The sequence below is a fragment of the Leifsonia poae genome, assembly GCF_020009625.1.
Lineage (GTDB): Bacteria > Actinomycetota > Actinomycetes > Actinomycetales > Microbacteriaceae > Leifsonia > Leifsonia poae_A.
This window is the reverse complement of record NZ_JAIHLP010000002.1, coordinates 1,245,725-1,267,081: the sequence shown is the minus strand read 5'-3', so window position 1 is coordinate 1,267,081 and position 21,357 is coordinate 1,245,725. Positions and strand designations below refer to the sequence as shown.

General features: G+C 68.5%; 25 protein-coding genes. 16 read left to right on the top strand and 9 right to left on the bottom strand.

The window, feature by feature from the left end; all coding sequences use genetic code 11:
• The first annotated feature begins 72 nt into the window (after positions 1 to 72).
• From K5L49_RS06705 to K5L49_RS06670, 8 genes are all read left to right on the top strand, one after another.
• Entirely contained in the window at positions 73 to 1,071 is a 999-nt protein-coding gene (locus tag K5L49_RS06705) for an ADP-ribosylglycohydrolase family protein (RefSeq protein ID WP_223691365.1), read from the top strand.
• The gene (locus tag K5L49_RS06700; protein WP_223691363.1) at positions 1,068 to 2,087 is read left to right on the top strand and encodes an ADP-ribosylglycohydrolase family protein; all 1,020 of its coding nucleotides are present in this window, start codon (positions 1,068 to 1,070) and stop codon (positions 2,085 to 2,087) included. The genes K5L49_RS06705 and K5L49_RS06700 overlap by 4 nt, the downstream gene beginning before the upstream one ends.
• A 230-nt stretch (positions 2,088 to 2,317) precedes the next feature.
• Positions 2,318 to 3,493, top strand: coding sequence for an ROK family transcriptional regulator (locus K5L49_RS06695; RefSeq protein WP_223691361.1), 1,176 nt, complete (start codon positions 2,318 to 2,320; stop codon positions 3,491 to 3,493).
• A gap of 69 nt (positions 3,494 to 3,562) precedes the next feature.
• Positions 3,563 to 4,354 (top strand): sugar phosphate isomerase/epimerase family protein, encoded by a 792-nt coding sequence (locus tag K5L49_RS06690; RefSeq protein ID WP_223691359.1) that lies wholly within the window; start codon positions 3,563 to 3,565, stop codon positions 4,352 to 4,354.
• Positions 4,355 to 4,357: 3 nt separating this feature from the next.
• On the top strand, positions 4,358 to 5,422 hold the full coding sequence (locus K5L49_RS06685) for a Gfo/Idh/MocA family protein (RefSeq protein WP_223691357.1): 1,065 nt from the start codon (positions 4,358 to 4,360) through the stop codon (positions 5,420 to 5,422).
• A 46-nt stretch (positions 5,423 to 5,468) separates the two neighbouring features.
• Entirely contained in the window at positions 5,469 to 6,752 is a 1,284-nt protein-coding gene (locus K5L49_RS06680; RefSeq protein WP_223691355.1) for an extracellular solute-binding protein, read from the top strand.
• Positions 6,753 to 6,759: 7 nt separating this feature from the next.
• Positions 6,760 to 7,716, top strand: coding sequence for a carbohydrate ABC transporter permease (locus K5L49_RS06675; RefSeq protein WP_223691354.1), 957 nt, complete (start codon positions 6,760 to 6,762; stop codon positions 7,714 to 7,716).
• Positions 7,713 to 8,567 (top strand): carbohydrate ABC transporter permease, encoded by an 855-nt coding sequence (locus tag K5L49_RS06670; RefSeq protein WP_223691353.1) that lies wholly within the window; start codon positions 7,713 to 7,715, stop codon positions 8,565 to 8,567. Before K5L49_RS06675 ends, K5L49_RS06670 begins: the two co-directional genes overlap by 4 nt.
• A 16-nt stretch (positions 8,568 to 8,583) precedes the next feature.
• Here K5L49_RS06670 and K5L49_RS06665 read toward each other — a convergent pair whose 3' ends face one another.
• Positions 8,584 to 9,024 carry a MarR family winged helix-turn-helix transcriptional regulator gene (locus K5L49_RS06665; protein WP_223691352.1) on the bottom strand — a complete coding sequence of 147 codons (441 nt, stop codon included), beginning with the start codon at positions 9,022 to 9,024 and terminating at the stop codon, positions 8,584 to 8,586.
• A 75-nt stretch (positions 9,025 to 9,099) separates the two neighbouring features.
• On the opposite strand from K5L49_RS06665, the gene K5L49_RS06660 reads away from it, so the two are divergent.
• A complete protein-coding gene (locus tag K5L49_RS06660) occupies positions 9,100 to 10,062 on the top strand; it encodes a quinone oxidoreductase family protein (protein WP_223691351.1) in 963 nt (320 codons plus the stop codon).
• Between the two features lie 173 nt (positions 10,063 to 10,235).
• Here the strand turns inward: K5L49_RS06660 and K5L49_RS06655 are convergent, their stop codons facing one another.
• Positions 10,236 to 10,511, bottom strand: coding sequence for an ArsR/SmtB family transcription factor (locus K5L49_RS06655; RefSeq protein ID WP_223691350.1), 276 nt, complete (start codon positions 10,509 to 10,511; stop codon positions 10,236 to 10,238).
• Positions 10,508 to 11,326, bottom strand: a complete 819-nt coding sequence (locus tag K5L49_RS06650) for a DUF5937 family protein (protein ID WP_223691349.1) — start codon at positions 11,324 to 11,326, stop codon at positions 10,508 to 10,510. The genes K5L49_RS06655 and K5L49_RS06650 overlap by 4 nt, the downstream gene beginning before the upstream one ends.
• Before the next feature lie 100 nt (positions 11,327 to 11,426).
• On the opposite strand from K5L49_RS06650, the gene K5L49_RS06645 reads away from it, so the two are divergent.
• Complete coding sequence (locus K5L49_RS06645) at positions 11,427 to 11,615, top strand: hypothetical protein (RefSeq protein WP_223691347.1); 189 nt, start codon at positions 11,427 to 11,429, stop codon at positions 11,613 to 11,615.
• A gap of 7 nt (positions 11,616 to 11,622) precedes the next feature.
• On the opposite strand, the gene K5L49_RS06640 is transcribed toward K5L49_RS06645, so the two are convergent.
• Genes K5L49_RS06640 through K5L49_RS06630 form a run of 3 tightly spaced genes read right to left on the bottom strand, consistent with a single transcriptional unit; the run spans position 11,623 to position 13,379 of the window.
• Positions 11,623 to 12,270, bottom strand: a complete 648-nt coding sequence (locus tag K5L49_RS06640) for a hypothetical protein (RefSeq protein ID WP_223691345.1) — start codon at positions 12,268 to 12,270, stop codon at positions 11,623 to 11,625.
• A 56-nt stretch (positions 12,271 to 12,326) separates the two neighbouring features.
• The gene (locus K5L49_RS06635) at positions 12,327 to 12,779 is read right to left on the bottom strand and encodes a DUF6114 domain-containing protein (protein WP_223691344.1); all 453 of its coding nucleotides are present in this window, start codon (positions 12,777 to 12,779) and stop codon (positions 12,327 to 12,329) included.
• Positions 12,780 to 12,782: 3 nt separating this feature from the next.
• Positions 12,783 to 13,379, bottom strand: a complete 597-nt coding sequence (locus tag K5L49_RS06630) for a DUF6230 family protein (RefSeq protein ID WP_223691342.1) — start codon at positions 13,377 to 13,379, stop codon at positions 12,783 to 12,785.
• Positions 13,380 to 13,512: 133 nt separating this feature from the next.
• Here K5L49_RS06630 and K5L49_RS06625 point away from each other — a divergent pair, with 133 nt between their 5' ends.
• Positions 13,513 to 14,112: a TetR/AcrR family transcriptional regulator gene (locus K5L49_RS06625; protein ID WP_223691341.1), complete on the top strand. Its 600-nt coding sequence runs from the start codon at positions 13,513 to 13,515 to the stop codon at positions 14,110 to 14,112.
• A gap of 27 nt (positions 14,113 to 14,139) precedes the next feature.
• On the opposite strand, the gene K5L49_RS06620 is transcribed toward K5L49_RS06625, so the two are convergent.
• Positions 14,140 to 15,156, bottom strand: coding sequence for a LacI family DNA-binding transcriptional regulator (locus tag K5L49_RS06620; protein WP_223691339.1), 1,017 nt, complete (start codon positions 15,154 to 15,156; stop codon positions 14,140 to 14,142).
• Positions 15,157 to 15,279: 123 nt separating this feature from the next.
• On the opposite strand from K5L49_RS06620, the gene uriH reads away from it, so the two are divergent.
• From uriH to K5L49_RS06600, 4 genes are all read left to right on the top strand, one after another.
• Positions 15,280 to 16,227: a uridine-preferring nucleoside hydrolase UriH gene (gene uriH, locus K5L49_RS06615; RefSeq protein ID WP_223691338.1), complete on the top strand. Its 948-nt coding sequence runs from the start codon at positions 15,280 to 15,282 to the stop codon at positions 16,225 to 16,227.
• On the top strand, positions 16,224 to 17,636 hold the full coding sequence (gene uriT, locus K5L49_RS06610; protein WP_223691336.1) for a uridine transporter UriT: 1,413 nt from the start codon (positions 16,224 to 16,226) through the stop codon (positions 17,634 to 17,636). The genes uriH and uriT overlap by 4 nt, the downstream gene beginning before the upstream one ends.
• A 123-nt stretch (positions 17,637 to 17,759) precedes the next feature.
• Positions 17,760 to 18,578 (top strand): ribokinase, encoded by an 819-nt coding sequence (locus K5L49_RS06605; RefSeq protein WP_308116575.1) that lies wholly within the window; start codon positions 17,760 to 17,762, stop codon positions 18,576 to 18,578.
• A 122-nt stretch (positions 18,579 to 18,700) separates the two neighbouring features.
• On the top strand, positions 18,701 to 19,396 hold the full coding sequence (locus tag K5L49_RS06600; protein ID WP_223691335.1) for an SGNH/GDSL hydrolase family protein: 696 nt from the start codon (positions 18,701 to 18,703) through the stop codon (positions 19,394 to 19,396).
• 9 nt (positions 19,397 to 19,405) lie between these two features.
• Here K5L49_RS06600 and K5L49_RS06595 read toward each other — a convergent pair whose 3' ends face one another.
• Positions 19,406 to 19,723, bottom strand: coding sequence for a hypothetical protein (locus K5L49_RS06595; RefSeq protein WP_223691334.1), 318 nt, complete (start codon positions 19,721 to 19,723; stop codon positions 19,406 to 19,408).
• Positions 19,724 to 19,835: 112 nt separating this feature from the next.
• Positions 19,836 to 20,747 carry a DsbA family protein gene (locus tag K5L49_RS06590; RefSeq protein ID WP_223691333.1) on the bottom strand — a complete coding sequence of 304 codons (912 nt, stop codon included), beginning with the start codon at positions 20,745 to 20,747 and terminating at the stop codon, positions 19,836 to 19,838.
• 98 nt (positions 20,748 to 20,845) lie between these two features.
• Between K5L49_RS06590 and K5L49_RS06585 the strand changes: the two genes are divergently transcribed.
• On the top strand, positions 20,846 to 21,355 hold the full coding sequence (locus K5L49_RS06585) for a G5 domain-containing protein (RefSeq protein WP_223691332.1): 510 nt from the start codon (positions 20,846 to 20,848) through the stop codon (positions 21,353 to 21,355).
• Positions 21,356 to 21,357 lie beyond the last annotated feature (2 nt).

Genomic DNA, 21,357 nt, shown 5'->3' with positions numbered 1-21,357 from the left:
CAGCCCGCGTCCACCTCCCCACCCGATTCGACCGAACCGACCGCACCGACCGCACCGAGAAGGGCCTCATTCATGCCTGACACCCCCGCCCCCACCCTCCGAGATCGGGCCCGCGGCTCGATCGCCGGCCTCGCCATCGGCGACGCCGTCGGCCGCCCCGTCGAAGGGCTCTCCGCCACCCAGATCCAGGAACGCTACGGACGCGTGGAGGGCTACCTCGAAGCGGAGCCCGCCGGAAGCGACGACACCGAATACGCCCTGCTCACGGCGAAGACGGTGCACCGCGTCGGCATCGGGGCGACCCGGGAAGACTTCGCGCAGACCTGGATCGACGATGTGCTGCCCCAGGCCGACGACTTCAAAGGGGGCGGGTTCAGCGAGATGGCGGCCATCGACAACCTCCGCCGCGGCATCCGCCCACCCCTGACGGGTGACCACATCCACTCGTGGAGCGATGGCCTCGCCATGCGCGTCGCCCCGCTCGGCATCGTGGCGAACGGCGACGTGGCGCTGGCCACGCGCCTGGCCACCGAAGACGGCGTGGTCAGTCACGCCGGCGAAGGCATTCTCGCGGGCATCGCTGTCGCTGTCGCCGTCACCACAGCGATGACCGGCGCCGACGCCGGCGCCTGCTTCGCGGCAGGTCTCGACGCCATCCCCGAAGACTCGTGGACGGCGCGCAATCTGCGCGACGCCCGGGCCCTTGTCGAGCTCGGCCTCGGCGCCGACGAACTCGCCGTCGCCCTCCACGATCGTCTCGCCGTCGTCGACTACTTCTGGGCGGATCTCGCCCCGGAGGCGGTTGGCCTGGCGATGGCGGCGGTGCTCCAGGGCAAAGGCTCCTTCGCCGAGTCGATGCTGTTCGCGGTGAACATGGGCCGGGATGCCGACACCACGGCGGCCATCGCCGGCTGCATCGCCGGCGCGATCTCGGGGGCCGAATCGTTCCCCGCCGACTGGCTGGCGGGCCTACGACCCGTCGAAGGCTCCTGCATCCGCTCGGTCGCCGGCATCCACCCCCTCGACGCGGCCGACGACCTCGTCCGCCTGATCGAAAGCACCGACCGATGACCCGCACCGAACCGACGACCGTGACCGAGCTGCTCGCCCGGGGCCTCGCCGCGGGGGAGGCCGCCTCCGCCGTGAACGCGGACTTCCGCATCTACTCGCTTCCGCCGAAGCGGGTCAACCGTTTGCGCATCCTGCTCGGCATCGCCGACGAGACCCGCACCACCGTGGTGCCGCGTCCGTTCGCGCATGCGACGCCGCCCGCTGCGCTGCACCCGGGGCCCGGCGACGGTCTCGAGTGGTTCACGTTCTCGGCGCTGCAGCATCGTGCGTTCCGTCGTTCCGGGCAGTCGGAGGCGCGGACCGAGGCGTGGACGGAGCTCGCGCAACTCGACCCGCCCATCCGGTCGCGGATCGGCACGCGAATCGCCCTGACCAACCTGCGGAACGGTCTGCGGCCACCGCAGTCGGGCCAAGACAATCCGCACTACTTCGACGACATCGCCATGGTCCGTGCTCTGGCCGCCGTGGGGGAGTATGCCGTCGACGCGGCATCCGCCGTCGACGCCGCGGTCGCGGATGCCCAGATCACCCACTCGCAGGACGGTCTGTGGTGCGCGCGGGCCACGGCGGTGCTCTTCATCGCGCTCCTCGACGGCGCTGCACCGGCCGATGCGGTCGCGCGTGCCGTCGACAGCCTGCCGGCCGGAAGCTGGAGTCGACGGGTCGCCGAGACCTCTCTGGCGGTCGCTGCGGAGTCGCGGGGTGCGCTCGACCGGGCACGTCGCCTCAGCGTTGAGGTCGGTGACTGGATCTACAGCTATCCGATCGCCGCGCCGGAGACACTCGGCTTCCTGCTCGCGCACATCGCCTCGGCTTCGACGGCGGACGAGCTGTTGCTCGGTGCGCTCGCGCAGCCGCGCAACGCAGCCGCTCTTCCGGCTCTGGCAGGCGCGGCGGCCGCGGTCGTCTTCGGCACGGAGTGGATGCCGGAGGCGCTCCGCTGGCAGCCACTGGTCCTCACCGGTCTGTGCATCCCGAACTTCGCCGGGCGCTCGGTCGAAGACCTGCTCAGCTGAGCGCGTCCGGTGTCTTCGGGCATCGGCAGGGCCATTCCGTCGTGATGACGGGGTGGCCCTTTTTTTGCATTTCCCGAGCGATCTCGCGGCGGCCCCGGCTGCCGACGATCGGCCATCTTCCGTTATCGCCCGAGGGAAGCCTTGACCGATCTCTTGTGGTCTGTAACACTCTTTATTGTTTGCTAGAGGTATTTAAGAAAGAGTATTTGAGATACAAGCGGAGGAAAGTCGTGCGAATCGGTACACAGACAGGGGCGGCGGTCGAGCGTGCCGCGAACAAAGTCCTCTGTCTGCGCTTCCTGAGCAGCGCACCGGGACCGCGAACGGTCGGCGCGATCTCGCTCGGCACCGGGCTCTCCCGCCCGACCGTCGGAGCGGTGCTCGCCGAGCTGGTCGCGGAATCCGTGGTCGAACAGATCGACCCCCGCAACATCGGCTCGGGGCGTCCGGCTCGCGAATTCGAGTTCATCGGGGCAGCAGCGCATGTGGCCGGGGTAGACGTCGGGCCGCACGGGATCCGGGTGATCGTCGCCGACCTGAGCGGACGGCAGGTCGGGCGTTTCGACGGTCCGGTCGACCTCGGCGGATCGGTCGTATCGCAACTTCGGGGAGTGGTCGAGCGCGTCGAGGCGGTCTGCGTCGCCGGAGGTGTCCCCACCGAACGTCTCCGCTCGGTCTGCGTCGCGGTTCCGGGAATCATCGGCGCCGAGGGCGTCTCCGCCAGCCTGGCCATTCCCGACTGGGTCGGTCATCCGGCCGCGGCGCGGCTGAGCGCGGAACTGGGGTGCCCGGTCATGCTCGAGAACGACATCAAACTCGCCGCGTTGGCCGAACACAAACTCGGGGCCGGCCGCGGCGTCAGCGACCTCGTCTACCTGCAGATCGGCAACCGCGTCTCGCTCGCCCTCGTCATCGAAGGCGCGATCCGACAGGGTGCGCATCGGCTCGCCGGCGAACTGGGCAGCCTGCGTGGGATGAAGTGGGCCGCCAACTCGGAACGTGGTCAGCTGATCTGGCGCTCGGCCCCCACGAGCGCCGAACTGTTCTCTCGGGCAGAGCAGGGCGACGACGTCGCGAGCTCGGAGATCTCCGAATTCTGCGACCAGATCGCCGAACGGATCGCGGCGATCCTGCTCACCGTCGACCCGACCGTCGTGGTCATCGGCGGCGGGATGTCGCGCGCGGGGGAGCTCTTCCTCGGTCCGCTCCGCGCGGCGGTCCACCGTCTGCTGATGATCCCGGAGCTGCCGCCGATCATCCCCAGCCGCCTGCCCCTCGACGCGACCGTGCTCGGGGCTCTCGGCACCGCGTTCGACGCTCAGTCGTCGTCCCTCTATGGCATCGACGGCTATCCCACACCGTGGGACCGCCTGCTCGAGCATCCACCGCCCCACCCCGACGCCTGAAAGGAACACGAACCGATGCGTCTAGGACTCAGCTCCTACAACTTCGCCTCCCATCTCGAGAGCGGGGAGATGACACTCAGAGATGTCATCGACCAGGCGGCCGCCGCCGGCGCCGACCATCTCGAGCTCGCCCTTCCCGATGAGTCCCTGCTCAACGACACGACACGCGTGCAGGAGATCGCGAACCACGCGGCGGAACGCGGAGTCGAACTCGCCAACTATCTCGTCGGTGGGAACCTCCTCGACGACCCGGACGCAGAAATCGACCGTCTCCGGCGACACCTGGACACGGCGCACGCACTGGGTGTGCCCCTCTTCCGCCACGACGTCACTCCGTGGGCGTGGCGCGAGAGCGACCAGCGCGAGTACGAGCGCGTGTTCGACGCCATCGTTCCGGCATGCCGGGCGGTCGCCGATCACGCGGAGACGCTCGGCATGGTCAGCACTGTCGAGAACCACGGCTACTTTCTGAACGGCAGCGACCGCATCCGGAGCCTGATCGCCCGCGTCGACCGGCCGAACTTCGGCCTCACACTCGATCTCGGCAACACGCTCTGCGTGGGCGAGGCTCCGGAGAAGGCGGTCGCCGAGTTGATCGGCGCGGCCTCCATCGTGCATGTGAAGGACTTCCACATCAGACGCAATCGTCCCGGTGGGGCGTGGCTGGAGACGCGGGGCGGGCACTACCTGCTCGGCACGATCGCCGGCCACGGCGATCTCGACCTCGAACGCCTGCTCGGCATCGTCCGGGCCGCTGACTACGACGGCCGGATGTCGATCGAGTTCGAGGGGCTCGAAGAATGCCGCACCGCGAACACGGTCGGCCTCGAGAACGTGCGTCGCATCTGGGAAGGGAGCTGAGCCGTGGCCGCCATCACGAGAATCGGCGTCATCGGCCTCGGCACGATCGCGACGGAGCACCTGAAGGCCTACCAGCGCTGTGCCGACGCGGAGGTCGTCGCCGTCTGCGACCTCGATCGCGACCGCGCGGAGGCGGCGCGAACGCGCTTCGGGGTCGAGCACAGCTGCGGCACGGCCGCCGAACTGCTCGCCGACCCCGACATCGATGCGGTCAGCGTCTGCGTTCCCAACGACCAGCACGCGCCGATCGCCCTCGCCGCCCTGGCCGCGGGCAAGCATGTTCTCGTCGAGAAGCCGATGGCCATCACCGTCGCCGACGCCGAGGCTCTCGTCGCCGCGAGTCGCGAGAGCGGAAAGGTGCTGCAGGTCGGATATGTGCGCCGTTTCTCGCCAAACGCACTCCTGCTCAAACGGTTCATCGACGCGGGCGACCTTGGCGAGATCTACCTGGCGAAGGCGAGCCTCCTGCGCGCTGCCGGCAACCCCGGAGGATGGTTCTCCGACAGGTCGGTCTCGGGAGGCGGTCCGCTCATCGATCTCGGCGTGCACCTGATCGACCTCTGCTGGTGGCTGATGGGCGCGCCACGCGCAGTGACGGTCAGCGGGTCGACGTTCTCGAGGCTGGGCGCCCGGCACAACATCGATCGTCCATCGCGCTACCGGGCCGCCACGGCGAATCCGCCGGCCACCACCGTCGAAGACTATGCCGGCGCCCACGTGCGGTTCGCGAACGGCGCCGCGCTGTTCGTCGACACCTCGTACTCGCTTCACGGGCGTGACGAGACCTCGGTCCGCCTCTACGGCGACCGCGGGGGCGCCGAGCTCGAACCCGAGCTGACCCTCATCACTGAGCAGAACGACACCGTTCTGCACGTGCACCCGCAACTCGAATCGACGACGTTCGACCTCGACACCGCGTTCGCGAACGAGGTCGCGCACTTCGTCGCTGCCGCCCGAGGCGAGGCCGCACCGGAGGCGACGGCCGAACACGGCCTGGAGCTCACGCGCATCCTCGCCGCCATCTACGAATCAGCCCAACAGGGGCACGAGATCCCCCTCACCCGGTAGCGCAACCCACTCCGGAACACTCGAAGAACAGAACAGGAAACACCACATGAAGACAAAACGTGTCCTCGCCGGCGTCATCGCCGCCGCCGCGACCCTCGCCCTCGTCGCCTGCTCAGGCCCCTCGACGCCGGCGGACGGCAAGAAGACCCTCACGGTCTGGTACATGACCGGCGGCCTCAGTTCCGGCACCACCGACGACATCACGGCTCGCTTCGAGAAGGAGACGGGAGCCAAGGTCAAAGTAGAAGTGCAGCAGTGGGCGAACATCAACACGAAACTGAGCACCGCGCTCTCCCAGAGCAATCCGCCCGACCTCGTCGAGATCGGCAACACGGATGCTCCGCTCTTCACCGCGAACGGTGCCCTCGCCGACGTGAGCGGAGACAAGGCCTCCCTCACCCGCGGGCAGAACTGGCTTCCCGGGCTTGCCGGCCCGGCCACGTTCGACGGCAAGCTCTACGCCGCGCCCCTCTACGCCGGCAACCGGGCCGTGGCCTACAACAAGGCGCTCTGGTCCGCCGCCGGCGTCACCGATGCTCCGACGACGTACGACGAGCTCATCGCCGGCCTCGACAAGGTCAAGGCGGCGAACAATGCGCCCGATTTCAGCGCCTTCTACTTCCCCGGAAAGTACTGGTACGGCGCACTTCAGTTCGTTTGGGATGCCGGCGGCGGTCTCGCCTCCACCTCGGGAGGGAAGTCCACCGCCGAGCTGTCTTCGCCGGCCTCCCAGAAAGGGTTGGAGCAGTGGAAGGCGTTCCAGAACGCCTACTCGACCGTCGCCTCCCGCTCGGTCTCGACCGATGCGCCCGACCAGGACTCGATCTTCGCGAGCGGGAAAGCGGCGACCATCCTCACCACGACGGCGCATCTGGCCATCATCCGCAAAGCGAACCCGTCGATCGAGATCGGTACGTTCCCGCTGCCCAGCCAGAACAAGCCGGGCGCGAACCAGCCGGTCTTCCTCGGCGGCTCGGTGATGGGCATCGCGGCCAAGAGCCCGAATCGCGACCTCGCCCTGCGCTACCTGAAGACCGTCACGAGCGACACCGTGCAGCTGAAGAACATGGTCGGGCGCGACGGCTGGGAGCCGATCTCGACCCAGCTCGTCGACAAAGCGATCGGGTCGGCGACCCCAGAGCAGAAGACGTTCTTCGAGGCGGGGAAGCGGAGCGTCCCCACTCCGGCCGTGCCAGGGTGGGCGACCATCGAGTCCGACGCGTCCATCGGCGACTTCTTCGGCGCCATCGCCTCGGGGAACAAATCGGTGAAGGATGCCGCCTCCGCCATGGATGCGCACCTGAACGACGCGCTGAACGCGACGAAGTGATCGTGCGATGAGCGCATCCCCCGCGCTGGCGCACCGCCGGCCGGCGACGACCCCTGCGGTTCCCCGCCGGCGTCGTCGCCGGGTGCCCCTCCCTTTGGTTCTCTTCCTTCCCGCCGGCGTTGTACTGCTTCTCGTGCTCGGCTACCCGCTGGTCTGGCTCGTCCTCCTGTCGTTCCAGGACTACGGGCTGCAGGCGCTGTTCACCGGGATCGCGCAGTGGAACGGCGTCGAGAACTACGTCGCGATCTTCACCGACGCGAGCTTCGTGCCGGTGTTCGCCCGCACCGTGGCGTTCACGGTGGCACTCGTCGTCGCGACGCTGGCGATCGGCCTGCTGCTGGCCGAGCTGATGATGCAGATCGGGAAAGGCCTGCGCACGGCGTTGGGCCTTGTGCTCATCTTGGCGTGGGCGCTGCCGACCGTCGCGTCGACCCTGTTGTGGCAGTGGCTGTTCCAGCCGTTGTACGGCGTGGTGAACTGGCTGCTCACTCAGCTGAGGGTCTTCGGCGATCTCACCTCGCACAGCTGGGTTCAAGACCAGTTCCAGGCCTTCCTCCTGATCGGGATGCTGGTGGTCTGGCAGGCCGTGCCGTTCGTCGCGCTGACGATCTACGCGGGCCGGTCGCAGATCCCCGCCGAATACTACGAGGCTGCCATGCTGGACGGCGCGTCGGCCTGGCAGCGGTACCGGCTCGTCACCCTCCCGGTTCTCGCACCGGTGCTGCAACTCGTCGCCATCCTGTCGATCATCTGGGATTTCAACGTCTTCAACCAGATCTGGATTCTCACCTCGGGCGGCCCCGACGGCGGCACGACCACGCTCGGCGTCTGGGCGTTCCAGAAGGCGTTCAGCAGCAACGCGTTCGGTCAGGGGGCCGCGATCGCTGTGGTGACGACGGTCATCCTGATGATCCTCACCACCTTCTACATGAGACGCCTCGTGCGATCGGGGGATGACCTGTGAGCGCGTCCGACACCGGCTCCCGTCGTAGGCGGCGCGGCTCGTCGACGGCCGCCCGGATCATCGTCGTCGTGTTCATCGTCGTCTGGATCTTTCCGATCTATTGGATGCTGAACACGTCCTTCAAACCCGGCGGCTCGATCATGAACTCGACCCCGGCCTTCCTGCCGATCCCCGCCTCGCTCGACAACTTCGTCACAGCGCTGACCAAACCGGGGTTCCTGGTTTCGCTCGCCAACAGCGTCGTCGTAGTGCTCGGGGTCGTCGTGCTGTCGATCGGTCTCGGCTTCCTGGCGGCCGCGGCGGTCTCCCGATTCCGGTTCCGCGGGCGCCGGGCGATCCTGGTCTGCATGCTCGCGGTGCAGATGATCCCGAGCGCTGCACTCCTCATCCCGCTCTTCCTGGCGATGAAGAGCCTGAACATGCTCGACAGCTTCGTCGGGCTCGGGCTGGCTTACACCGCGTCGGTGCTGCCGTTCACGATCTGGACGCTGCGCGGCTTCTTCGTGATGATCCCGAAAGAGGTGGAGGAGGCGGCCATGATCGACGGTGCGGGAACCGTGCGCATCCTCCGCAGTATCCTGTTCCCGCTGCTCGTGCCCGGGATGATCGCAACCAGCGTGTTCGCGTTCATCACGGCGTGGAACGACTACATCGTCGCCTACGTGATGATGAAGGACCAGGGCCGGTACACGCTGCCCATCTGGCTCGTCTCATTCAGCACCAACTCGGGCACCGACTACGGCGGACTGATCGCAGCCTCGGTCCTGTTCGCCCTCCCGGTGGTGATCTTCTTCCTGATCGTGCAGCGCAACCTGGTGGCGGGGATGGCTGCGGGCGCGGTCAAAGGGTGAGGATGCGCCGCGCGGCTCAGGGCTGGCCGAGCATGCGTTCCAGCAGGGTCTGCAGTCGCCGTCGGTCGGCGCGCGTGAGCGCATCGACCGACGGCGACAGTGCCTCGGCGAGGCGGCTGTAAACCTTCTCCCCGAGGCGTAGGCCTTCGGGAGTCATGCCGATGGCGACCGCACGGCCGTCCGTCGGATGGGGAAAGCGCACGAGCAGCCCCCGCTTCTCGGCGCGGGTGACGAGACCGGTCATGGTCGACTTGTCCAGCCCGAGGTAGTCGGCGAGTTCGGTCATCCTCAGCCGGCGGTCCTGCAGGATGCCGAGAAGTCGCAGCTGGGTGAGGGACAGGTCGAACTCAGCGCCCACCCGGGTCAGTGCGGCCATCGTGCGATACGAGGTCTGCACCAGGGCGTCGATCATCGCGTCGCGCTTTGGCGTTGGGGTGTCGGATGCGGTGTTCACCATTCGTTCAGCCTCGTTGATTCTGTTTGTATTACGCACTACTTTAGTGCGTATTACAAACTAATTGAGGAGCTCGTCATGTACGCAGCCGTCGTCACGTCGTTCGATTCCGCGCCGCGATACCAAGAATTTCCCACCCCCGAGGCCGGCGCAGGCGAATTGCTCGTCGACGTGATCGCGGCCGGTCTGCACCCGCGCGTGCGCTCGCAAGCCGACGGCTCCCACTACACCAGCACCGACGAGCTTCCGCTTGTTCCCGGTATCGACGGGGTCGGCCGCGGGGCCGACGGCCTGCTGCGGTACTTCATCCTCCCGGACACCACCCTCGGCGCCATGGCGGAGCAGACGCTCATCGATCCGCGTCGAAGCATCGTGCTGCCGGAGGGCAGTGACCCGGTCGCCGTCGCCGCCGCGATGAACCCGGCCATGTCGTCATGGGTGGCGTTGCGTCGGCGCATCTCCTTCCAGGCAGGGCAGAGTGTGCTCGTGCTGGGCGCCACAGGAAACGCCGGACGGATGGCGCTGCACGTGGCGAAAGCGCTCGGCGCCGCGCAGATCGTGGCGGCCGGTCGAAACGCCGCCCGGCTCGCGGCGCTTCCCGCGCTCGGTGCCACGGCGACGGTGCAGCTCGACGGCGACCCGGATGCGGTGGCCGAGAACCTCGGCCGGGCGGCGGCAGACGTCGATGTGGTCATCGACTACCTCTGGGGAGCCCCCACCGCTGCGGCAATGGTGTCCGTCATCACCGGCCGGGCCGATCGCGGCAAGCCGCTCAGCTGGATCGAGGTCGGTTCAGTGGCTGGGCCGGCCGCCGCCATTCCCTCGGCCGCGCTCCGGGCCGCCCGTCTCCAGATCGTGGGCAGCGGGCAGGGTTCGGTCGCAGCGCGCGACTTTCTGGCCGAACTGCCGGAACTCGTCCGCGCAATCACCGCGGGAGCGTTCGTGGTAGACGCCCGTCCGGTGCCGCTGGCCGAGGTGGAACGGGTATGGGCCGACGTCTCGGACGCCGGACAGCGCACCGTGCTGCTCCCGAACGGCTGACGGCGAGCCGTCACCAGAGAGCGACCGGGATGCCCGGGTCATCGCTCACCCCTGCCCGGCCGCCGAGCAGCGCCTGGAGACGTACCGCGTCGAACGGCGGATGCCAACCGTCGTCCTAGCCGCGCGGAAACTGCCCAAAATCCACCGTCACGCGCTCCATTCAAACGACTGTCTCAGCGCAGCAGGGAGGCGATCAGGTCGCGGCCGAGGCCGGCGACGGTGGGCAGGTCGAGGCGGTAGACCACGTAGCGGCCGCGGCGGTTCGTCGCGACGATGCCCGCTGCCTTGAGCACGGAGAGGTGGTGCGAGACGTCGGGCGCGCTCAGCCCCCAGGCTTCGGCCAGATCGCTCGTCGTGTGCGGGCCGCGGATGAGGCTCCGGGCGAGCCGGAGTCGCACCGGGTTGTCGAGGGCGTGCAGGCGCTTCTGCAGGTCGTCCAGCGAGATCACCGGTGTGGGGAGCCGTCACCGGTGACCGGGTACTGGATGACCGGCCGCCAGCCGGGTGCGTGCACGACGAGCAGGTGCGGGCTGCCGAACGCACTCGGCAGGAATGTGACACCGTCACCCGTCGCCGTCGTGCTGTTGTCGAGGAGTTTGTCGACCACGATGCGGGAACCGACGGGGCTCAGCGTGACGGCGGAGGACATTGCCGAGAGCGTGCGCTCGAGGCCGGACGTCGCCAGGATGTCTCGTTTGACACGGGCATCGGCCGTGAGTCGGGTGACCACGGATGCCCAGGCCTCGGCGAAGAACGCCCGGTCGCAGTCCTCGAGGAGCCGGCGGACCAGTGAGCGTGCCCGGGGCGGGTCGCCGAGCACGAAATCGACGAACCCGGTCTGCCGCGGCCCGCGGGAGCGCGCGCGGTCGCGGGCAAGGTCTCTGGCGGCCGGGTCGGTCAGCGGCGAGCCGAGCCCGCGGTGCACCGGAACGGTGCCGCAACTGCTGGTGATCAGGGCGGCCGACACCCAGGTCTCGTCGTCGAGCCGGTCGATCGCGTCCAGTTCTTCGGCGAGCGTCGCGGCGGGGTGGGCCGGAAGGAGCATATCGGCGCGGGAGGTGCGCCAGAGGAAGTCGGCGTCGAGCAACCGGTCGATGAGTTGCGGTTCGACCGACTCGGTGACCGACGTCACCCAGCCGTTCTGCCCGGGATGGTGTGCCGGCTCCACGAGCAGGTGCACCGCTGCGCTGAGCTCGGCCAGCGGGGATGGCGCGAATAGGTAGTGCTCCGGGGTCACGCCGGTCACATCGATCGTCACGCTCATGGCACCCATCATCCCAAGCGGCCGACGCCCCGGCCCCGTGGATTGACGGGAATCTCCAATCGGCGGGCGGAGCGGGTGGGAGCCCGTGCAGGGTGTGCTCATGACGATTCACACCATCCCGCTGCTGTCGCAGGCCACCGCGCGTGTGGCGGCGCTCATCCAGGATCGCCGCGGAGGCGCGTTCGCGCGCGCCGAGCGTCGCGCTGTGGCCGTCCGGCTGCGGCACCAGCGCACCGCGATCATCGAGCGCACACGCCGGGGCGCCGAACGGATGCGCTCGGGACTGTGATGGGGCGCTACTTCAACTGCTGATGCGAGGGGATCAGCGAGATCGAGTCCGCAGTGACGCCGACGAGCCCGAGATCGACCCGCAGCAGAGCCGGCGGGAGGAGGCCGTCCGGCGGTGGTGTTGACGCGCCCAGCGTGAGAGGGCTTCCGTTGAGCAGGGTGGCGGTGACCGAGTCGACATAGACCTGGACGTGGCCGTGGAGCTCCATGCGCCCGGAGTCTGTGACGAGCATCGGGCCGGTCGACTTGCGAACGGTGAGGTGGAAGTCGTCGATGGTGATCTCGTCGGCCGCGAGCTTGAGCACCGGCGCTGTCGACCCGTCCGCCAGGGGCACCGTGACGAGGCTCACCGACTGCAGGCCGGAGAACGAGATCGACGAGCCCGTGAGCTGCGCCGCCGGCAGGGTGAAAGTGGGGGCGGGACGATCCGGTGCGGCGGGCGCGGGGGCGGTGGTCGGGCCGGGTGTCGGATTCGTCGTGCCGCCACCGGGGGTCGGGCGCGCAGGGGAGCCGGGCTTGGGTGGTGTGGGGGCCGCTGGGCTCGGTGCGGGCGGCGGGGTCGGCTTCGGCGGAGTCGACCCGCACGGCATCAGGATCGGGATGCACAGGCCGGTCGGCGCGCGCGCCGGGGTGGCGCCGAGTCCGCTCAGCGCCACGAGGAGGAGGGCGGTGATCGTCGCCGTCGCCCGACGGCGGCCGCGTTCGGCGCCGTTCAGGATCGCCGCCGGGGGAGCGAAGCGGGAACGGAGGTCTCGACAGGTTCGCCGGTCGTCGCGGAGCCGGCCGCTGAGTCGGCCGCTTCCCGATTCTTCGGCAGCCAGGCCACAGTGAGGATGCCGCCCACCGCGCCCAGCAGCATCCCCACGAGGAACCCGCCGAGGTTCACGCCGACGAGCGAATAGACCGCGATGACGAGAGCGATCACACCGTAGAAGATGTGGTGCGTCGGCATTGCGATCGCCTGGATTCCGAGCACGACCAGTAGCACCGGGATGATCGTGGCCTGGAGGCCCTCGATGCCGAGCTGAACGTGGATGTTGCCGATGTCGAGCTGGCCGGAGAAGAACATCTCCACCCCCGCGAGCGCCGTGAGCAGTCCGCCGACGAACGGTCGTCGCCGGCTCCAGGCCGCGAACGCCTGCCGGCGTGTCTGGGTCGCGCCCATGGTCTAGAAGCACCCCTTGGAACCGTCGGTCAATTGCACATGCATGCCGGTGAGGGTGAAGACCGAGGCTTGCGTGCTCCAGGCGGTCTGCTGCAGGCCCGTGATCGTGACCGTGTCGGCGTCTTGTGCGAAGTCGCCGGCCGAGCCCTTCTCTTTGGTGTTCACCGTGGAGGCGTCGACCCCGATACGGATGTGACCGAAGGTCGAGTCGCCCTTGAGGTCGGTCATCCCGATCTGGAGGTCGGTGGCGGAGGCCGGCTTTCCGCCGCCGCCGGCAGTGATGAGCAGACCCACTTTACCGAGTGGGGTGTCGGTGGTCACGGATTGGCAGAGGTCGGAGAGGTTTGCCGAAGCGATGTTCGCGATGGCGACCTGATGCTGCTTGCCCGCGGTGTCCGGTGCGACGCCCGCGTATTGAGAGAAGCCCGTGCCATCGAGCTGGGAGGCGCTGATCTGGAACTGGCTGCCCGAAACGGCGAACGAGACGGGCACCGCCCCGTTGGCGACGCCCGCCATCAGGAGGCTCGACACGACGGCCACGGGAACGGCGGCGAGAACGATGCGCCCGGTGTGGGTGCCGGTGAGGGTTCGGAACTTCACAGATCCTCCTTGATCGTGGGTTCGTTCGCGAGAGCACCCCCGTATGGGGGTGGTTCTTCCCGCACGAGGAGCATAATCGCTATTGACGAGATGTCAATAGAATGCCGGGTGGATGCGCGGATAGGCTCGCACCATGCACACGGAGCGGCGCACTCGGCTCACCCCCGAAGACCGTCGCGCCCAGCTGGTGTCGCTCGGCGTCGCCACGCTGGTCGACCATCCGCTGGACACTCTCACGATCGAAGGACTTTCGGAGCGGGCCGGCGTCTCGCGCGCGCTGCTGTTCCACTATTTCGGGTCGAAGAACGGGCTCCACCGGGAGGTCGTTCGAACGGCACGAGACAGCATGCTGCGGGCCACGGAACCCATCGCCTATCTGGCGCCGCTCGACCGCCTTCGTGACACCCTGACCAGGATCGTGCTGTTCGTGCGCGAGCATCGGGGAACCTTCTATTCGCTCGTCCGAGGCGTCGCCAGCGGTGCGCCCGAAGTGCGCGAAGTCGTCGATCAGGCGCGCGCGGTGCAGGCGGAACGGCTGATCGCGGTCTTCCTCGAGCTGGGGATGCCCGACTCGCCGCTGCTGCGGATCGCCCTGCGGTCGTGGGTCGCGTTCGCCGAAGAGGCGCTCGTGGAGGGCGCGCTCGAGACCGAGATGCCGGCCACGGCGATCGTGGCCTTTCTGCAGCGCAGCGTCACCGCTGTCGCGGCGTCGGTCGAGCGGACCGACGACTGAGAACCTCGGGCGTCTGACCGGCCAGCATCATCCGATTGCGCCGGTCGACTCCCGTGCGACGAAGGTCGCGACCAGGTTCGGTTGCCCCTCTGCCGGTTCGGTCTCGTCGATCATTCGCACGAGCCGTTTCGCGGCGGCGTGTCCGAGGGGCTCACCCGGCAGGCGCACGGTGGTCAGGGCCGGCGACGTGACACGGGAGTATGGCAGGTCGTCGAAGCCGGTGACCGCCAGCGAGTGCGGCACCGCGAGACCGAGGGTCCGCGCTGCCTCCAGAACGCCGTACGCGTGGGTGTCTGTCGCGCAGACGACCGCTGTGACGCCGCTCGATTCCAGCAGGGGCCACGCATCCCGGAAGGCATATGCCGCGGCCTGCATATCGATGATGCTACGGGCGGCGCCCGGTGTCACCACGGTCATGCCGTGGGTGGCGGCGCGGTCGAGAACGCGGCGGCGACGCAGATGGAAGGTCGTGGTTCCGGTGGTGCTGTCCAGGTAGGCGATCGTGCGGTGGCCGCGTTCGGCCAGATGGTCGACGAGGTCGGCGATGGCCTGGTGCATGTCGTAGTTGACGGCGGCCACCGACTCTTCGAGGCCGGGGGCGTCGAGCAGCACGAGAGGTTCGTCTCCGCTGAGATCGGCGAGGAACGCGTCGGAGGGAGCGTCGACGAGGAGCCCGGCCGGACGCAGACCGGCGAACCTCCGCAGATCGCCCGCCGAGGGCTGGACGCCGCTCTCGGTCACCGAGAGGACCAGCTGGAAGCGAGACCCGAGCTCTGCTTTGATGCCGCGGATGACCGATCCGAAGAACGGATTGGAGAGGTCGGGTGCGATGAGGATGACGAGATCGCTCCGGCCGCGGGCGAGGGCGCTGGCGCCCTGGTCGACGACGTAGCCGAGCTCGGCGACGGCCGTCTGCACGCGGGCGATGTTGGCAGCGGAGACGCGCCCGTCGGTCTTGCTGTTGAGCACCAGGGAGACCGTGGCGACGGAAAGGCCGGCCCGCTCGGCCACCATGGCGGCGGTGACGCGGGGGCTGCGGTTCATGAGTCGATGCTAGCGGGCCGGATGCGCCTCCCGATTTCACGTCAAGCGCTTGACGTGATATGCATTAAGCGCTTAACTCTCTCCGGCCCCTTCGGGAGGCCGCCCCCGACGAAGTGGAGCCTCATGGGCAAGAAGATCATCCTGGACTGCGATCCGGGGCACGACGACGCCATCGCCATGCTGTTGGCGCACGGCAACCCCGATATCGAACTGCTGGCGGTCACGACCGTCGTCGGCAATCAGACCCTGCCGAAAGTCACCCGCAATGCGCTCGCGGTCGCGCAGATCGCCGGGATGACCGGGATTCCGATCGCCGCCGGCGCCACGCGTCCGCTGGTGCGGAGCATCGAGACCGCCCCGGACATCCACGGCGAGTCCGGCATGGACGGCCCCGTGCTGCCCGATCCGACGCTCACTGTCGATGGACGGCACGCGGTCGACCTCATCATCGAGACGATCATGGCGCATGAGCCCGGCACCGTCACGCTCGTCCCGACCGGCGGCCTCACCAACATCGCCCTCGCTGTGCGCAAAGAGCCGCGCATCGCGGAGCGTGTGAAAGAGGTCGTGCTCATGGGAGGCGGCTACCACGTCGGCAACTGGAGCGCCGTGGCCGAGTTCAACATCAAGATCGATCCGGAGGCGGCGCACATCGTCTTCAACGAGAGCTGGCCGGTGGTGATGGTCGGACTCGATCTCACCCACCAGGCTCTCGCGACGCCCGAGGTGGCGCGGCGGATCGCCGAGGTCGGCACCGCTCCCGCCCGGTTCGTGGGGGAGCTCCTCGAGTTCTTCGGGCAGACATACAAGGAGGCTCAGGGGTTCGACTCGCCGCCCGTTCACGACCCGTGCGCCGTGGCGTATGTGATCGATCCGAGCGTCGTGCGCACTGTCAAGGTGCCGATCGACATCGAGCTCACCGGCACCGTGACCCTCGGCATGACCGTCGCCGATTTCCGCGCGCCCGCCCCCGACGACTGCACGACCTGGGCAGCCACCGAGCTCGACCACGAGCGGTTCTGGGCGCTCATCGTCGACGCACTCGAGCGCATCGGCGAGGTCGCCGCATGAGCGTCGTCACCGCCCCCGGGTCCAAGGTTCGTCTGGGCGCGCTGACCGCCGCCCTCCTGGCGGCCTGTGTCGCCTTCCAGCTCAACGCCAGCATGCTCAGTCCGGTGCTGGTCACGATCGCGCGCGAACTGCACACCGACGACGCCTCCGTCGGCCTTTCGCAGACGATGTTCTTCACCCTCGCCGCCCTGTTCTCCCTCTTCCTGCCGCGCCTCAGCGATATCGTCGGGCGCAAGCGCATCCTCGCCGTGATGCTCATCGTCATGATCGTCGGCAGCATCGTGTCGGCGCTCGCGCTCAACCTGCCGATGCTCTACATCGGCCGGGCCATCCAGGGCGTCTCCGGCCCGGTCGTCCCCGTGTGTCTGCTCATGCTGCGCGCTGAGATCTCCGACCCGAAGAAGTACGGCGCCGCGATGGGGCTGCTCACCGCCGTGAACGGTGGTATCGCCGGCATCGACGCGATCGCCGGCGGCTGGCTCGCCACGGCGTTCGGCTTCCGCTCGGTCTTCTGGGTGATTGCCGCGGTTTCGGCGGTCGCCGTCGTCCTCGTGCTGGTCTGGGGAGTCGAATCGAAGCCCTCCGCGGGAACCCGGATGGACTGGTGGGGTGTCCTGCCGCTCGTCGTCTCGATCGGCGCTCTGCTGACCGCTCTGAACGAGGCCGGCAAGCTGGCGGCCGCCAACTGGACGCTGGTGGTGCTCGGCATCCTGGTCTCGCTGGCCGCCTTCGTCGTGTTCTGGCTGCTCGAGAAGCGCATCTCCGAACCCCTGGTTCCGCCGAAGTATCTGCGGCAGCGCAGCACCTGGGCGCTCCTGCTGACCACGCTGCTCACGATGACGGGTGTGTTCGCGGTCGTCAACGGCCTCGTCACCTCGCTCGCGCAGAACGGCACTGCCGGCTTCGGGATGGAGCCCGATCTGGCGTCGCTGGCCTTCCTGACCCCGTACGCGATCGTGGGCTGGATCGTCGGACCGTTCTCGGGCCGGCTCGCTCCGACGCTCGGCTACCGCACGGTCTTGCGGGTGGGGCTGATCGGCACCATTGTGGCCACCCTCATCATGGCGTTCGTCGGCGTGCACTCGCTTCCGGTGCTGATCGTGGCGACCGTGCTCATCGGCATCACCTATGCCGGCATCGTCAACATCATGTTGAACGGCCTCGGCATCGTGCTGTCGCCGGCCGACAACCCCGGATTCCTGCCCGGCCTGAACGCCGGCGCCTTCAACCTGGGCGCCGGTCTCAGCTTCGCCGTCCTCCCGGCTCTGCAGATCACCCTCTCGCCGGCCGGTAGCTCGTCGACCACGGGCTACAGCAGCGGGATGCTGCTGGGCGCCGCGATCACGATCGTCGCGCTGGCGATCTCCTTCCTCATCCCGAGGCCGACCACGGCGGAGGCCCGAGCCTGAGAAGATGGGTTCCATGACACGGGACGGAATCATCATCGTCGGCTCGCTCAATGCCGACCTCGTTGTGCGGACCGAACGGTTCCCCCAGCCGGGGAGACCGTTCGGGGATCGGCACTCTCCACTCTGCCGGGCGGGAAAGGGGCGAATCAGGCGGCGTCCGCCGCGCTGCTCGGCGGGCGGGTGGCGATGGTCGGCGCGGTCGGCGACGACGCGAACGGGGAACTGCTGAGCCGGTCGCTCGATGCTGCCGGTGTCGACACCTCCCGCCTGAACCGCGTTCCAGGGGTGGCGACCGGAACGGCCATGATCACCGTGAGCGCCGCCGGAGAGAACACCATCGTGATCAGCCCGGGCGCCAACGATGTGCTCACCGTGGCCGAGGTCGCTGCCAGCGATGCTTTCGACGAACGCGCCGTGCTCGGGCTGTGCCTCGAGATCGATCTCGCCGTCGTGACAGCGGCGGCTCGCCGGGCGAACGATGCCGGCGCCGCTGTGCTGCTGAACCTCTCGCCGTTCGCGACCGTTCCGCCGGAGCTGCTCGCGGCCACCGACGTGCTGCTGCTCAACGAGCACGAGGCTTCGCAGCTGCTCGGCGTCGACGTCGAGACCACAGAGCCGGCGGCAGTCGTGCGAGCGTTGGCCGAGCACGGCATCACGCGCGCCGTTGTGACGCGCGGCTCGGCGGGGAGCTCGGTCTTCGACGAGGGCGTGTTCACGGCGGTCGAGGCGTTTCGGGTGCGGGCCGTCGACACAACAGGATGCGGTGACGCGTTCATGGGTGCCCTCGCTGTGCGCCTCGCCGCCGGAGACACGCTGGCCGTCGCCGCCCGGTTCGCCGCAGCCGTCGGCGCGTACGCCGCGACAGGCGAGGGCGCGCAGGCGTCGTACCCCACCCTGGCCGAGCTCGACGAGTTCCTGGCCGGCCGCGGCAGCGAAGGGTGACGTCGATCCACGTCTCGTCGCCGTCAGGCCAGTAGCGTACCGTCTGCGCCCCGTGTCGGGGTCGTGGGATGTTCTGGGGCGGGTCATAGCCGGCGCATAGAGTCGCGTCGTAGCCTACCGGCGTGACGTTCTTCCGCAACCTCAAGGTCGGTGCCGTCGTCGCCGGTGCCGCGATCATCGTGGTCTCGGTCGCGGCCGGCGCGGTCTCCGCCGCTTCCGCGCATCCCACCATCGTGGAGCGCACGACGGTCGCCGCCGCCAACGGTCCCGTCGTCGTCGCGATCGGGGACTCGATCATGGAAGGGCACGGGCTGGAGCCGAGTCAGGCCTGGCCGGCGCTGCTCGCGGAGGAGAACGGCTGGCGTCTCACGAATCTGGCCAGCGACGGCTCGGGTTTCGTGACCGTCGGCGACAATGGCGACACTTTTGACGACCAGGTGACAGCAGCGGCGAAACTGCACCCCGCGATCGTGCTGCTCTCGGGCAGCAGCAATGACCTGGGTGTGGCCGATTCGGCCATCACGACAGCCACCACGGCGACCGTCGACCGCCTGCGTGCCGACCTGCCGAACGCCGAGATCATCGCCGTCAGCCCGGTCTGGAACGACAAGAGCGTTCCGCCTCAGCTCCTGACCATCGACGCGGATACGGTGTCCGCCGTCGCGGGCGTGCAGGGGCGCAACCTCGAAATCGGCCAGCCGCTCTTCGGCCAGCCGAGTCTGATGCAGGGAGACGATGTACATCCGACGGCCGACGGCCAGCAGGTGCTCGCGACGGCGATCGAGAACGCGCTCGTCGGCGCCGGCTCGACGCCGTAGACCGCTGGTCTAGATGTCGCCGCGTTCGCCGCGCCCGTGCTCGTCGAGCACCGGGCGGGCTTCGTCGGACTCGTGGTTGGACCCGTCGTCGGACCCGTCGTCTGACCCGTCGTCGAGCGGGCCGTCTTCGTCGTCAGGCCAGACCGTCTCGCCTGCGACGGCGTCGGTGGTCACAAGGTCGTCGGCGAAGTCGGCCTCGGCGATCGGGTCGTTGAGGGCGTAGTCGACATCGCCGTCGGCCGGGTCCACCCAACCGGCCGTGTCCCCGGCGTCGGCGTCGCCGATCCGGTCGTCGTCCACGCCATCGTCCGGGATGCGCTCGGTCATGGTCGGCTCCGTTCGTCACCTGATCTGCAGCGCACGCTACACCCCGCCGGGCGCACGCAGAAGGCGGCCGGCACAAGACCGGCCGCCTTCGACGGAACTGCTCGCTCGCTCGCTACTTGCTGGGTGTCGGGCTGGGGGTCGACGTGGAGCCGGTGCCCGCTTCCTGAACCGCAGTGCCGACGAAGGTGGCGAACTGGGTGGCGTCGCTCACGCTCCCCGCGTAGCGCTGGCCGTTGACGAAGACCGTCGGCGTGCCGAAGCCGCCTGAGCTCGGGTTGGCGAGTTTAGGGTCTTTGACCACGGTGTTGGTCTGATTGGTGATGAAAGCCGCGAAGTCCTGATCGTTCACGCATTTCGTGATCGCCGACGAACTGACCCCCGCGTTCTTGAACAGCTTCAGGATCTCCGCGTTGGTGAGTCCTGTTCCTGTCGTCTCGTCGGGCTGGTTCGCGAAAAACGCGCTGTTGATGTCGAAGTACTTGTTCGGGTCGTAGTTGGCCACACAGGCCGCCGCGGCCGCGGAACGGGTGGAGTACTTCTTGTTGTTCGCGCTGTCGAGGATGGCCACCGGGTGGATCTCGAGGGTGGCCTGGCCGTCGGCCATCCACTGCTTCATCTGGGCGGCGTTGGCCGTCTCGAACTGGTCGCAGATCGGGCACTGGTAATCGACGTAGATCGTGATGTGCGCGGTCTTGCCGTCGAGTTTCTGCGTCGTCGGCGTCGCGGCCGCACCCTTGGCGATCGCCGGGGTGAGCACCGCCTGGTCGGCGGAGTTCAGCAGGATGCCCCCGCTGAGCATGTTCTTCGGGTTCGCCACATTGTTGCTGGCTGTCACACCGTTGAAGATGAACACGCCGACGATCGCGACGACGGCCAGCACCGCCACGATGACGGATCCCTGCACCACGAATTTGCGACGCTTGGCCTTCTTGGCTGCCTCCTCGCGCATCTGGCGCGCGTGCTCGCGGGCTTCCTCTCGGCGGTCGCGTTTGCCGGGCCCGGAGGCACCCCTACCTGTTGCCATTCGGCTTCATCCCATCGACGGTTTGACAGTACTCAGACGATCGTAGGGGGAGAATCCTTTGAGACGCCTGAGGTTCCACCGGGAGACGTCGCCTGGCGGTGGCCCAGGTCGTGCCCGGCTCGCCGTTGGCCTCGGTGCCGGCGGCCAGCCCGACGCCGACCCCCGTCGTCGAGGTCAGGACCGAAACCGAGGCTGCGGCCATCCCGTTCCAGGCGAGGAGCGTCAACGACCCTGCGACGGACGCGGGCGTGAGTTCGGTGAGCACCCCCGGGGTGAACGGTGTGACGACGAAGACGTTCCGGGTGACATACACCGACGGGGTCGAGACCGCGCGCGAACTCGTGTCGGAGGCGGTGACGACGCCTCCCGTCGATCAGGTGACGACGGTCGGGACACGTCAGGCCCCGCCACCTCCTCCGCCGGCGCCGCCCGCAGCGGCATCCGGATGCGACCCCAACTACTCCGGGGCGTGCGTGCCGGTCGCGAGCGATGTGGACTGCGCGGGCGGCAGCGGAAACGGGCCCGCCTACGTCCGCGGGCCGGTTCGGGTGATCGGCAGTGACATCTACGGTCTCGACCGTGACGGGGACGGCATCGGCTGCGAATAGCG